Here is a 14,365-nt window from a genome sequence, read left to right on the forward strand (position 1 = left end):
GTATTGATTATTTATTTTTGTACTGGTGTCTCCTATTTTCTTTGTAAAAATTCTATAACAAATAATAAAATTCATTCTTTTAATCCTCTTTTTGATAAATTCCAGTCTTATAGTGTCAATTTTACACATAATTAATTGATTATCTATCTCCTTTATAAAATTATTTTTATTGATTTGGAACAAAAATAAGAACGAAAAAACGCACATAAAAAAATTTGAAGAAAATGAATACATGTAGTTAAATAACAATTTTCTGGAATCATAAGTCAATTCATCAAAAAATGTGTGAAATGATTTTAAATATCCGAATCATTTTTATTCGAGTGTTGAGAAAAAAAACTATTTTACAGCTATTGAAGATTTGGACACCAATTAAAAACTAAACCTCCTCACAAACAAACTAATGCTTGACAACTTACCTTTTTATTTAGGACTTTTAATGGTTATTTTACTTTTGATCATGCTGGCTAATAAAATTAAAGTCGCATATCCAGTACTCCCGGTATTAGCAGGACTTATGATCAGTTTTATCCCCGGAGTGCCTGTTATAAATATCGAACCGGAACTTATCTTTTTTATATTTTTGCCACCACTTTTATATGAAGCTGCATGGTCTGTTTCCTGGAAAGAAATGTGGCGCTGGCGCCGTATTATTACGAGTTTTGCCTTTATAGTTGTCTTTTTGTCGGCGCTTTCAGTAGCTTTAGTAGCCAATTATGTTTTCCCTGGTTTCTCTTTGGCATTAGGTTTTTTACTGGGCGGAATTGTATCTCCGCCAGATGCGGTAAGTGCTGGTGCTATTCTGAAATTTGTGAAAGTACCCAAAACGATTTCGTCTATTTTAGAGGGAGAAAGTTTATTGAATGATGCCTCTTCCCTAATTATTTTTAGATTTGCGATGATCGCCGTTGCCACAGAGCAATTTATTTTTTATAAAGCCGCCATGAGCTTTAGTTGGATGATTTTTGGAGGTGTCGCAATTGGTTTATTAATAGGATGGGTTTTTATGAAAGCGCATAAATATTTGCCTACTGATGCTAATGTAGATATAGTGCTGTCATTACTTACGCCTTATATCATCTATCTTGCTGCCGAAAAAATGCATAGCTCAGGAGTTTTAGCTGTCGTAAGTGGCGGTTTGCTCTTAGCCAACAACAGACACCGTTTTCTAACGAGTAAATCCCGCCTGCAGGGAATAAATGTGTGGGAAAGTTTTTGTTTTATATTGAATGGATTGGTTTTTATGCTCATCGGGTTAGATTTACCACAAATTACTCGAGGCCTTGAAGATGTAAGCATTGCGACAGCCATTGGTTACGGGATATTGATTACCCTTGTTTTGATGGTGAGTAGAATTTTATCTTCTTATGGCGCAGTAATTATCACGATAATTGCCCGAAATTTCATTACTGTGGCTGATAGTAAAAATCCTGACTTAAAAAGCCCTTTTATCCTCGGCTGGACCGGAATGAGAGGCGTTGTATCGTTGGCCGCAGCATTATCAATACCAGTTTATCTGAATAACGGAAACGGTTTCCCACAGCGTAACCTTATTCTGTTTATTACTTTTATCGTAATCCTATTAACATTAGTGATTCAGGGATTAACGTTGCCTTATTTTATTCGAAAAATTCAATTTAATACAGCTGATGATGCTTTGACTCCTGATGAAGATTACAACCTTTTAAGACAAGAATTGGCAGAATATGCTTCTAATTATTTAAAAACCACTTATAACAATCAGGTAGAAGATAATATTTCGCTACAACGACTTATTGAAAAATGGGAGCAGCATAGTACAAAAAATGATGATGAATCCATCGGAAGGGAACTTAAAGTGATTTATCTTGATTTATTAAATCAACAACGACAATGGCTTCTCAATAAAAACAAAGAAAATCAAAATTTAGACGAAGCAATTATTAAAAGACAATTGCATTATCTTGATGTTGAGGAAGAGAAATTACGATATCTTTAAAAGTATTTTTTTTATTGAATTTTCTTCGGACTAAATTATTTTCATGAAAAATATTTAGAGTCTCTCGAAATCGAAGAAATATGAAGAGCGACATTGGCGTCATTTATATTGCCTTCAAACCATTTATTCCAAAAAAATTACTGATTCAAAAGGCTCAAATTGAAAAAATAAGGCTGTCTAATAAATTAACATTTAGACAGCCTTATTTTTTTGTTTTTTTATGAATTAAACTTCAAAAAAGTGAGATCATCTATTAAATGTCCTTTCTGGTAACGACGTATTATCTTCTTTCTAGAAAAGCATACTACTACTTTTTGTCAGTTATCTATCTTCATCATATTAAACTTTGGTTCATTTGCTTTACAGCTCTGTAAAGTCATGATACACAAATGTACAGCGGGTGTGCATCCATTTTTCAAACCCCTTCTTTTGTGCAATCTTTGTCATCTCAAAGGGAAACAAGTGATTTAATAAGGATAAAAATGAGACCTCAAATCTTAAAAAATTACACTTATTGTTCCCTTCTAAAAATTTCGAAATATTATAAAAAAAACATCCAATGGAACAATTTCTCTACCCCACTCTAACCGCTTTTTTTGCCGCTTTTATCACGTGGTTATTCTCTGTGAGGAGATCTTTAGCCCAAGATAGAGCCGCTGAACTTGACAATGCCGTAAATGCCGTAAAATATTACCGTGATCTGCTTGATGATATTACTGCCCGATTGACTGCGGCTACCGAAACCATCAAAAAAATGGAGATACAACACAGAGAACTAATGGTTGTCAACCAACAATTAGTTGATGAGTTACAAAAATTCAAACAATTAAACGGAAAACAACAATGACACTCGCCCAAAAAACATTAGAAATTGCAATTGCACAGATCGGCGTTGAAGAAATGCCAAAATACAGTAATTCAGGCCCTGAGGTTGAAATTTACCTAAAAAGCGTAGGACTAACAAGAGGATATTCCTGGTGTATGGCCTTTGTTTTTTGGTGCACCCAAAATGCAGCGCTACAAACTAAATTTAAAAATCCTTTAAAGAAAACCGGCGGTGTATTAGATCAATACAATTCCAGACCTCTGCTAATACAAAAGGTTCCGCAAGTGGGTGACATTTTTATTCTGGACCTCGGAAAAGGATTGGGTCACACCGGAATAGTAGAAAAAGTAACCGGAAACATTATTCATACCATTGAAGGAAACACCAATGATACCGGCAGCCGTGAAGGATATAAAGTATGCAGAAGAAGGAGAGAAATTAAAACTATGAAGGGGTTTCTGAGACTTTAAAACTAGTTATTACATAAAACTCAACCTTAAACTATCAATAATACAAAAAAATCAAAGCAAGAATAAAGCCCTCAAAGTTGTACCGTAAAAATTGAAGTGATAAAAAAATTAAGGTTAATTAAGCCGAACTAGGGCGTACATTAAAAAGCCTAAAAGGTCGGCTTATAACCATTAATACACTGATAATTTAGATGGAAAATAAAACTTTACAGGCTTGCAAGAATTCTTAAAAAAGGTGATTAATTGTGGCCACAATAAGGAGTGGCAAAATGATACATACAAACTTCATTCGCTGTCCCTATAACAACCATTCTCAGGGACTAAATATAAAATCTTTATATCCAGAAGCATATCATATATTCCACTCCTGTAATCATCCATAAGATTTCAAAAAACAGCACTATTCAATTGTTCCTAATTCAAATCCTATTAATGAAGATTTCTGTCACTTTTGGTGTTACAGCATCAAATTGAGCTTTAAATAAAAAAGTATACTGGTTTATTTGTTCCTGAAGGTATTGCGACAAACAGTTGCCTCAGGAACAAAAGACCAACTTTTTTCTAAATCTACTCTTATAACATCATTTTCAGCAGATAAACAATTTCTTCTAATACCTCAAATTGTTCTAGAAAGATCTTTAAACCATAATTCTCAAAAAAACTGAATATCAATTTTAGTAAACAAGCGTATTCTACTTTATTGAATAGCTTATAAAAACCTAAATCTACTACTATTAAGCCAACAGCAACCAACAAAAGTCTGGGCATGCAAAGAAATAAACTATTACGTTACAAACTCATCAAGGAGCTTTATTATAAACACAAAACAGAAGACATTCCGACTACCGTAGTTTGGAGAAAATATATTTGTCCCGTCTATCCTATTTCGCGTACAACTTTATATGAAATTCTATGCACTTCTGTCACTGTTGAGCTGAGAGAAATAGAGGAAGCGATTAAGAATCAAGTGAAACTTTAATTCAAAATACAAATCATTTTCTCTAAAATAATTCTTTTGTGAATGACTTTTGCCATGCTTTAAAGTTCTCTCACTTTACAACGTTGTTCGATCTTAGAACACAATAGTTCAACCACTTTACATGTGTTTTTTAAACTGTGACTTTCGGCTAATCTTTGCTTTTGCATACCGAAATAACGGTTACAAAACGAACCCAAATTACACTATACAAATTACTTAAAATTAAATATAACCCATGAGCAAAAATCTAAACCGAATTGTTTTTATGTTTTTTTCTGTCTTAGTTCTGGTTTCCTGCCGAACCCCGAAACCAGTTCTAAGCGAAGAAAAAACCAAAACCATCACCATTAAAGAAATTTTACACGATACTATTTTTAAAATCGAAAAAGACAGCAGCACGTTTAGAGCTTTATTAGAATGTCAAAACGGAAAAGTTGTTTTCAAGAATGTTACTCAAGTCGAACCAGGGCGCACATTAAAAAGCCCAAAGGTTCGCCTTGATAACAACAAACTCATTGTAGACTGCGAATTGAAAAAACAGGAACTCTATGCCTTCTGGAAATCGCAACAAGTAAAAGAGGTAGAAGTAAAAACAGTTAATACGACAAAATTTATCAATCAGTTGACCTTTTGGCAGAAAGTACAAATCTGGCTAGGACGAATTTTTCTCCTGATCCTGATTTATTATGTCGGCAGATTCCTACTGAGATTCTACAGAATAATTTAAAGACCAGCAACACAACTTAAAAATAATTTCATACCCACATATATGTCTGCAACATGTCATTTTTTTACAGATTCGGGGGGCTTTACCCAAAGTCCTGCGCAATCTTTTGGACCCGTAAATAATTCTGAATTTAATTTGACTTCCAAATTCAGTGTCACCACTACTCAAAAGGCCTATTCTATTTGTAAAGGAGTTGTTTTGGTACAACCTCAAGCAGGAAATACAGATAAAGTAAACGTTATTCTTCGTCCTTACAAACAACCTTTTCCAGGACTAAATATAAAATACTTTATCTATAGAGGTTTACAAAAAAGTGACTTCTTTACCTCAGATACTGATCCTTTTATCAATACAACTAATGATTCCGCCTCTGATTTTATTACTAAAATAAATGCTGATTTTAATGCTTTTCATTCAGGTCGAAAAGCAGAGGATGGCGTTACGGAACTACCTACACCACCATTCATCGCCAAATACATTGGTTATGATGAAAGCATCACAGATCTAACAATTCCGTTAGCTGCTTTCTTTTTTAAAGAATCCGAATTTGTAGCCGCTGACAATACTTTTGACGAAAAAGATGATTTTGAGTTACCTATGATTGACATGGGTAAAACGTTAGGAAATTTTGCTCAAGGCGAATGCGGAATTGACGTTGTACTCAACTACGGTGACTACAAGCATAATTTTGATAATAGCGAGTTCGCTTTCAATTTAGAGTATTCCCGTAAAGCCGAAGCTAAAATTATCCTGAGCGGTACTGATGTAAATAAAAAATTATTACGTGAGCAAAGTATCCAGTTTATTGATATTGCAGCGTTCTACGGTTTATTTGTTCCTAGCGAAAGTGTAGGCATTACAACATCAGGAACGCAAACTGTAAAAAAAGGCTCTGAAATATACGATGCCATTATTAGCAAATTTGCTACAAAAAACAATTGGTACGTGTATATCCAGAGTGATCGTACGCGTAGTTATGACTTTTATGGCAATTACAAAATAAACGAAACTGGAGCTCCTAATTTAAAAACCGGATTACTTGAAGATGCAGTAACCAAAATTGTTCCGATGACCGAAAGCCAATACGGAACTTTTGACTGGCCTGTTTTAATCAATACGCAACAACAGGCAACCTCAGTAACTACAAACAACCTGTATTTGCAATTAACAACCGATAACAACAACAATACTGCATTATACGGGCAAATTGGAAAAATAGCCAACGCACAGAAAGGTAATTTTATCAATGCAGATGGTTTGCGATTACCTCCTGACACATATAGCACTTACCAAAAGCTAACCTCAACAATACAGCTTACAGCAACTGCAGCAGCTGGAAAAAACATTGCAACGCTGAGTATATTACTTTATCAGGGAAAGGTTAATATGTATACAGTTGGGACAACGCAAGATGAGAATGGAGATCTTGTTATTCTTTACGGACAAGCAAACTTTTTTGATGATGTTTTTAGTTTAATTGATGCTCAACCTTTATTAAAACTAAGTGATGATAGCCGTTTTTCTAAAATGACGTCTGAGAAACTAAACCTTATCAATGAATTTTATGACAAGAAACAACAAGGTATCTCGGTAGTACAAACTCTAACCGTAAACGATGTTATCGAAACCGGAGTTGAAGCCACACCAACGGTTGCTCGTGTCACTTATCTTACTGAAGCTGTGGATGTCATGAACAACGCTGTATCTGCAACCGGAAGTACTACACCCGATACTAAAACTACTGCTTCTGCCAGTGGTACGGTAACCAAAAGCAAAACCTACGAGTTACCCGAGCCCTATTACTATAACTTGAAACTGTTTACAGACAGTACACAAACCATTACAGGATTGGAGCTGAAAACATTGGATGGCAGCACGCCAAACAAAATTATCCTCGGACTTACCAAAACTGAAAACGATAGTATTCGAGCATTGATTTCTGACGAATTAAAAAATCCACGTCTTTTTTTGATTGACTTGTTTGAAGATGGTAGCGAATTATTATCACCCGAAAACATAAAATACCAAAAATACAAAGTAGCTATTGTGGCAGAAAACACAAGTGGAGAAAAACAACTCTTTAAACCTGAAACAGATTTTTTTGTGTATTCACTGGATAGGAAGTACCATTTTAGTAAGGAGTATAGTGAGTATATGCCCAAAAAAGAGGAGTATCAAATAAAATCATTATTTGACAATAATTTAATTGAAGAAATATGAGTGAATCAAGAATATTAGTGGGCGGTCATGCCATTAGAATAGATAATCTAGAAAAAAGATTTTACAACTTACAAGGTTTTTTGACAGAGTTTACAATAATTGCCTCGCAAAAAAAATATGTACATGTTGATAGTTTTGAATTTTCTGGTTTTGGAGAAAAACATTATAAGGGTTATGTATTAGAAAGTGAGTTGTTGAAATATTATGCAAATGAAATAGTTATTAATGAATTAACTAAACATGTATTGTTAAAAGAAAATATTAAATCAGCACAGAAGGATGATATAGTAAAGGTCTCTTTTTTAAATGTTGATTCAAATACTGATGTTTTTTATAAATTAGAGAGGAAATCGTTTCTTTTTAATCAAAATTTAAAATTATTAGATGAAAAAGGTAATATTAAATTTCCGACTTCAGGAGTAACTTCTGCATTAGAAGATGTAAGTGCTGTTCAAAACCAAACAGCAAAAGATTTTTTTACAAATAAGTTTCCCATTTTGGCATCTTTTGTAGATAATGATGTCAGAAAATCAGCTCATTACATTTTAGTTAAAATCGGTCTTAAAATAGCAGAAATTGAAAGAGAAATATTTTCAAAATTCGACGAATCTTCCGACGGGGATATTTATAATTATATTACAAAACAAAGAAATGTATGGACGACAAAAGATATTTTTGGGGAACCATCTATCCAAAAATTAAATAATTATTATGATAGCATATCATTATTTCAAGAAGCTGCATATAAAAATACTTTAAAACTTCAAAATGCAGTACCGGCAAAAAGATTGTATATTCTAGCTCTTTGTCTTGATGCAGAATCCTTAACGATTATGAATTATGAGGAAAAAATAAAGTTATTGACATATCTAAATAAAGAAACATTAAGTGCCACTTTTGAGCAAGAAGAGGATGAAAGATTAGTTTTGTCAATTTGTGCATCTTTTGATTTAACAAATTCAGACCAAATAGATTTATTTTTGGATAAACTAATATTGACTAAGCCATATTCTGATTCTGATTTTACACTTTATCAATGTTTGTATAGTAAAATGAGTACTTCTACAAAAATGTTTGAAGGAGTAATTAGTCTAGTAAATTATGTTGTAAATACAGATTTTAAACCAACAACAACTAAAGCTTATTTTGTTAATAATATATATGCTTTATGGATACTTAGTAAGTATAATCCTTTTAATGATGAAGGGAGTTATAAAGCAAACACAATTGGTTTAATTTCCCAATATTCTGATTTAGTTGAAATAGAGACATATGTAGATACTAGCAATTATCTTTTTAAATATACAAATTATTATGCTTCGGATCCAATTTTTGAAAACGGTGAAGTAGAAGGAGTTAGTTATACAATACTAAAAGGATACAAGGAAACAAGACCTGATGCTGCTCCAATTGTTATGCCCTATTACAACCAAAAAATGTCAACGGCATTTGGTGAAAAATATTTAGTCTTAGATCCTTATGTAACAAACTTTGAATTAAGTTTTTCTGGAGAATTTATCAAAGCTGAACAAAAATGTACACAATGGAGAAGATATGAAAATATTTCTACTCCAGATCCTCATGATTATATTTATAATACCAATCTTGCCGCTGGTAGTATTAATGTTCCTTTTGGAACATATAAAATATATCAGCCAGTAACGCTAACTAATTTTAATTTTGAGTCACGACAATATTACTCTTTTTCTACAGGAGAAGATATTACTGTAAACGCTACTAAAATAAACACATTAATCCCAATGTTTGTTTTACAGTTTATCCATGAAGATACTGGTAGAAGTAACGCAGAGGACATTATAGGTTTTAGTGTTGATGTAGCATCAACAGCTACTGGTATAGGTTCTTTGCAAAAATTGAAGCACTTGCGATGGGCAGCAACTGGTACTGCTGAAATAGGTTTATTTACAATTGATGGAATTAGAATATTTATTGGTGGAGTAGAATTCTCTTCAGGAGTTTTAAGCTTTTTAGGAAATTTTGTGGAATGTAGTACAAATGATGCTATATGTAATGGAGTTAAAGGTTTTTTAAATTATTTGCAATTAGCTTGTTTAGCATTTAATACGACAGATGGTCTCGCAAGTAATATGGCTAAATTTAAAGCAAAAAAGCTTATTGATAGTGCCAATGAAATAGGAACTAATAATAATTCATTAGATAATTTAACAGAAGTATTAGGAGGAACAGCCGAAGCAAATACAGCAGCTATTACAATTCTAGAATTTGCTGATGAAACATCTAATTCTGAAAGAATTAATAAAATAGCCGACAGAGTGCTTAAATTGTTTCAAGATAAAGTTAATTTTAAATATAATGTAGGAAAATTCAAGCTTGATCAATACAGTATTCAAGCTATAAGAGAAATTGTTGAACATCTTTCTACAAAAGTTAATACAGTAGCTATTGAATCTATATTTGACAATCTATGTAAGGATTTTATTTTCACTGGATCTAGAAAAGGAGCAGACAATCTTAAACTTATTTCCAAAGAACAACTCATAAAAAGAATTAATTTCTTTTATGACGTAGTACAGGTTAGAGGTTTTACATCTGGATTTAACAGTTTATCACATTTTAAAGGTTTTTGTACAAAAACAAGGACTTTTTTTTCTAATAATTTTAGATTTTGGAATGATAATGATTTAGATGATATAGTGGCCGTATTTCCTAGTTTTGCTGATCATATTGACGATTATTGGATGAGTGCAAAATTTGATTTCAAAAAACGAATAAGACTTGTTGTTCAAGGATCTGCAAACACCAAGCACAATACAGGGGAACCTCATGTTGGATTATTAGCAGAAGATTTACCAGATGGAATACCAGGTGATTTTGAGTTTGCTTTGATATTTAAGGATAAAGATTTTCAAGTTTTAGGGAAATTATTTAAAAAGAAACACAAAGGGTTTAATGAAATTACTTATATAGAGAAAGGCTTTTTAATTTCTGAAGCAAAAGATGGAATTAACTTAGAAGATATTTTAGATAAAAGTTTTATTAAAAATTTCAGAAATGCGATTTCGGATGATATTAATTTTGCTTCAAAAAAAGTTAAATTTGCCATAGTTAAAGAAGGCAGTAAATATGATACACAGCCTTATACAGATTTTAAGTTTAATGACTAAATCAATTATTATGATAACAAAAATAGAATATAGAAACGAGCATTCAGAAATACTTACTCTTCAACAAGCAGAACAATCTACATTTTTCTTTAAATACATTTATGAAAATAATGAATTAAAAAAAATAGAAGAGTATGTTCCCACTAGTAGAACAGATAACAGAAAGATACTGGGAGGAGGAGAATATTATTTATCTGATAATGAAGATTATGAGGCCATAGTAAGTCAATATGCCCCAATGGGAAAGAGAAAAAATTGGACTTTTTATTTTAATAAGCAAACCAATAGTTTTGGTGATTACTCATGGGAAATTCATGCATATTATAACGAGGAAATAGAAAGGAAATGGATTAAAGGATATAATGGGCAAAATGATAAGCTATTTTATTGTGAAAAAAGTTTAATAGATAATCAGATTATAGGTAAAAAGAAATATTTAACTAGCTCTATTATAGAACAGCAATATGACTCAGGTTTAGTTATAGTATATGATGATAATGATGATACCGAAATAGAAAAAGTTGTAACAGGCTGGGAGGGAGATACAACATATTATTCCCTTTCTGAATTTATTGATTCAGGAATAACTAGTTACTTTGATTGGTTTGCTAATCCTTATTATCATAGTTTTTATCCTGTCTTACCATCAGATCCTATCGTTTAGCGAAATTATTAGTACTGATTATTCACCCCTGCTGGCGCGAGCGTCCCGCTCGTGAACACAAAGTATAAAAAAACAACTCAAAGGCATTACTAATCCTGTAGACTGGAAATATAGTTCTGCCAAAAATTATGGCGACAATGACCAAACTGTTTTAAAAATTGATATGAATTGATGTTGATTACGTTCACGAGCGGGACGCTCGCGCCAGCAGGGGGAAATTCTTTTGAATGACGTTACCTGGTTTAAGTTTCAAGATAAGGCAAATCCAATATCTCCTGATAATTGGATGGGATTAATTAATAGACAAAAAAGGATACCTCCGATTATAACACCACAAGAAAAAGAAATATTAGCAAAAGGACATTATAAAGCAAAATAATTATGACAACAATAGATTTAACTACGATAAACCCATATGGATTAACAGAAGCAATTTTGATTGAAAAAAACTCTTCAAACGAAATTACCTTTAAAGGGTAGTGTCTCACTAACTTACTCAGTTGTTGAAACACTACCTTTTCTATTCCTTTGTATAGCTTCAGTCTATTTTTTTATAATTAATTTTTGAGAATCAAGAGCACCATTTTTAGCTGTTTTTACAATATAAATACCAGCTTTTAAATGATTTAAATCTAACTCAGCTCTTTCTGCTTTGATGAAGTTTTTTTGCCAAACAATAGTCCCTGACACATCAAATACTTTTACATTGGTATTGTCTGTGATGTCTAGTGATACGTGTCCATAAGATGGATTCGGAAACAATTTTCCAAAACCACTTTCTGAGTTTTCAATTTTTGCAACGCTTGTTCGAGCATTACTGCCAAGACTATCAAAAAACCATTTTTGATTATCACCTCCACCATAAGACCATTGTTGAATATTTGCCCCATCATAGGTACCGGCACCATCCATTGATTTACCGCTTCCTCTATTGATTAATTTATAAGAGCCATCTCCCGTAGCTTCAATTTTCCATTGTTGGTAAGCATGGTTTGCGTAATCCCATTGTTGTATATTACCGCCGTCTGCGTTAGAATAGGCACTTACTTCGAGACATTTTCCGCTGTTATTATTAGTTAGTTTCCAGTAACCATCTCCAACGCTTTCCGCTTTCCATTTTTGATTTTCAGTACCACCGTAAGTCCATTGTTGAACATTTGCTCCGTTGCTGGTTGAAACATCAGTTACATCAACACTTTTTCCGCTTTGTTTTCCTATAATTTTGTATACGTTTCCGTTTACAATTCCATCACTTGGCGGATTCACAACTGTTGTACCAGGCAAATAAAAGTTGCCACTTAAAAGAAACAGGTAAAGTGTTTTTAGCGTTTGATTAAAATACGAATTTGGCTCGTTGAGACTTACTAAGTCAGAATACGAATTGTTAAGGTGTGCTTGGTTATCACCTCCCATAGCTGCTGCGGCAAAAGCTCCGACAAAAGTTGCATTATGGTATTGGCTCGATTTAGATCCGTTCTGGTTGTATCCGTCTACAACATTTTGAGAACCACCTACATTTATTCGAACAAAATCGGATGATTTTTTCGAGTAGTTTTTTGCTTCGGCGTTGCCATGCCATACATAATCAACGGCTATTCTCCAGGGCGTACGCGCAGCATCATAAGAATATTTAGTACCTCCATTAGCATAACCACTTGCTTGGCTAGAGTAACTTCCTGAGCTGGTGCACCAGTCCGAAACTAATCCACCTGCAGCTCCATTTACAGAAAGATTATTATTGATTATTTCGTAACATTTACTGGCTACGCTATTCCAAAAAGGATCATTTGTAAAAGTGGCAAATTTTCTAAAATAAGCAGGAGCAAAATACGACGGGTTTGTAATAGAACTGCCTCCGAATTCTCCGGGTTTTAGCACAAAAGTACCTTGTTCAACTTCATGAATCTTAATTGCATTAATCAATATTTTGGCATCGCTATTGTAATTAATTGCACCCGAAGATCCCCATTGATAATCAGCAATTATAAGAGCCATCGCTGCATCAACTTCAGAATCTGTTGCACCACCGGTTCCAGCAGCGCCACCATTACAGCCGTTGATCTTCCAATTCATAAGTCCTGCTGCATCTCTATTGTCTTTATAGTAGTTCCAAAGTCCATCAAAAATAGTCCTCTCGCCTGTATAGGCTGTAAGGAGCATTCCGTAAGCGATTCCTTCCGAAACCGTTTTGCTCGGATCATCAAACTTTACGCGGTAGCGGCCATTCGCGCATTGTTCTAAAAAATTTGTTTTCCAGATGGCATAATTAGTAATAGCATCTTGTGTATTCCTATTGCTTGGCATAAGTCCTTGCGAATAGGTTTTGTTTGCAGGAAAAGGTTGTGTCTGCGCAATTGTGGTTGTACTCATTGCGATAAAACAAAGTAGGAAAGCAATTCTAATTAGTGTAGTTAATTTTTTCATGATTAATTTTTTTTGTAATGAATAAATCTTTTTTAGAAATGGTAAATTGGGGCTGTTTATTTTTTGATTTTACATTTATTTGGTCAATATTAAACTCATTTGGTCATTTGTAATTAAAAAGGAAGCTGCAAAAACGGTAGGAAAATTAATTGCGCTTTTACAATCATTTTATTCAGATTCTTTTTCTTTCATAAATGTTTTTTTAAGATTAAAATCACACACTATAGACTAACATAGCGCTTGTAAGTGTTTACAATATTAACAAGAAAAATGGATTAAAATAGAATTTAAGACTACGGTTTGAGTACGGTATTTAGAAAAAATAGGTTAAAAAGACATGTGTGTCTGTAAGATTTTTGAATAGTGATTTAATAATCGATAACTATTTTTAAATCGCGCTATAACTTTGAGCAAAAATTATTTACTCTAATTCCTTTTTTTTGAGAGGCGAATAAGTTAGAAAAAAAAGCCAGAGCGAGGGTACCGCTCATCAAACCAAAATATAAAAACACTAACATAAACGATCATAAAAAGACTGTCATTCTCAAGACAAATAAACCATGATCTGACAAACTCAAAAAACATTTTTAATACACGAAGAAGCTTCTTCCTACAAGTTCTCCAATCTTAATTATTGGCTAATTCCTAGAGAGCAACTCAATACCTATTCCGCTTACTTTACAACCTTGTAAAGCAATAGAACATCTCTGTTAAACCACTAAGCAACGGTTTTTTAAACCCCTATTTTAGGCTCACCTTTACATTATCAAAAGGAAAAAACACTATAAAACACATCAAATTCAACAGTTTTTTGAATTGGTATGTAAGCCTAAATAAATTACCGAAAAGTGTACAAACGCAATAAATAGATTCGTCGCTTGATTGCTCAGATTGGTTGTTACAACTCGTATTAATCTTTTAAAATACAAAC

Annotated in this window: 8 protein-coding genes; 7 read left to right on the forward strand and 1 reads right to left on the reverse strand. The window is 32.9% G+C overall.

The genetic code is table 11. From position 1 onward, the window contains the following. Window positions 1–403 precede the first annotated feature (403 nt). The 7 genes from LNP22_RS16755 to LNP22_RS16785 all read left to right on the forward strand — a co-directional run bounded on the left by LNP22_RS16755 (window position 404) and on the right by LNP22_RS16785 (window position 11,010). The gene (locus LNP22_RS16755; RefSeq protein WP_229974477.1) at window positions 404–1,978 is read left to right on the forward strand and encodes a Na+/H+ antiporter; all 1,575 of its coding nucleotides are present in this window, start codon (window positions 404–406) and stop codon (window positions 1,976–1,978) included. Between the two features lie 559 nt (window positions 1,979–2,537). Continuing rightward, window positions 2,538–2,825, forward strand: a complete 288-nt coding sequence (locus LNP22_RS16760) for a methyl-accepting chemotaxis protein (RefSeq protein ID WP_210664977.1) — start codon at window positions 2,538–2,540, stop codon at window positions 2,823–2,825. After that, window positions 2,822–3,274: a CHAP domain-containing protein gene (locus tag LNP22_RS16765; RefSeq protein ID WP_229974478.1), complete on the forward strand. Its 453-nt coding sequence runs from the start codon at window positions 2,822–2,824 to the stop codon at window positions 3,272–3,274. Before LNP22_RS16760 ends, LNP22_RS16765 begins: the two co-directional genes overlap by 4 nt. 1,214 nt (window positions 3,275–4,488) lie before the next feature. Then, a complete protein-coding gene (locus LNP22_RS16770; RefSeq protein WP_229974479.1) occupies window positions 4,489–4,980 on the forward strand; it encodes a hypothetical protein in 492 nt (163 codons plus the stop codon). Between the two features lie 42 nt (window positions 4,981–5,022). Continuing rightward, window positions 5,023–7,200 (forward strand): hypothetical protein, encoded by a 2,178-nt coding sequence (locus tag LNP22_RS16775; RefSeq protein ID WP_229974480.1) that lies wholly within the window; start codon window positions 5,023–5,025, stop codon window positions 7,198–7,200. Then, window positions 7,197–10,346, forward strand: a complete 3,150-nt coding sequence (locus LNP22_RS16780) for a hypothetical protein (protein ID WP_229974481.1) — start codon at window positions 7,197–7,199, stop codon at window positions 10,344–10,346. Before LNP22_RS16775 ends, LNP22_RS16780 begins: the two co-directional genes overlap by 4 nt. Before the next feature lie 10 nt (window positions 10,347–10,356). Then, entirely contained in the window at window positions 10,357–11,010 is a 654-nt protein-coding gene (locus LNP22_RS16785) for a hypothetical protein (RefSeq protein ID WP_229974482.1), read from the forward strand. Between the two features lie 543 nt (window positions 11,011–11,553). Here LNP22_RS16785 and LNP22_RS16790 read toward each other — a convergent pair. After that, window positions 11,554–13,434, reverse strand: a complete 1,881-nt coding sequence (locus tag LNP22_RS16790) for a glycosyl hydrolase family 8 (protein ID WP_229974483.1) — start codon at window positions 13,432–13,434, stop codon at window positions 11,554–11,556. Window positions 13,435–14,365: the final 931 nt, after the last annotated feature.

The sequence above is a fragment of the Flavobacterium flavipigmentatum genome (assembly GCF_020911905.1).
Classification (GTDB): domain Bacteria; phylum Bacteroidota; class Bacteroidia; order Flavobacteriales; family Flavobacteriaceae; genus Flavobacterium; species Flavobacterium flavipigmentatum.

Excerpts from the sequence above, each read along its gene's own strand:
- LNP22_RS16755 (WP_229974477.1), top strand. The coding sequence starts at position 404 with ATGCTTGACAACTTACCTTTTTATTTAGGACTTTTAATGGTTATTTTA.
- LNP22_RS16785 (WP_229974482.1), top strand. The coding sequence starts at position 10,357 with ATGATAACAAAAATAGAATATAGAAACGAGCATTCAGAAATACTTACT.
- LNP22_RS16760 (WP_210664977.1), top strand. The coding sequence starts at position 2,538 with ATGGAACAATTTCTCTACCCCACTCTAACCGCTTTTTTTGCCGCTTTT.
- LNP22_RS16765 (WP_229974478.1), top strand. The coding sequence starts at position 2,822 with ATGACACTCGCCCAAAAAACATTAGAAATTGCAATTGCACAGATCGGC.
- LNP22_RS16790 (WP_229974483.1), bottom strand. The coding sequence starts at position 13,434 with ATGAAAAAATTAACTACACTAATTAGAATTGCTTTCCTACTTTGTTTT.
- LNP22_RS16770 (WP_229974479.1), top strand. The coding sequence starts at position 4,489 with ATGAGCAAAAATCTAAACCGAATTGTTTTTATGTTTTTTTCTGTCTTA.
- LNP22_RS16775 (WP_229974480.1), top strand. The coding sequence starts at position 5,023 with ATGTCTGCAACATGTCATTTTTTTACAGATTCGGGGGGCTTTACCCAA.
- LNP22_RS16780 (WP_229974481.1), top strand. The coding sequence starts at position 7,197 with ATGAGTGAATCAAGAATATTAGTGGGCGGTCATGCCATTAGAATAGAT.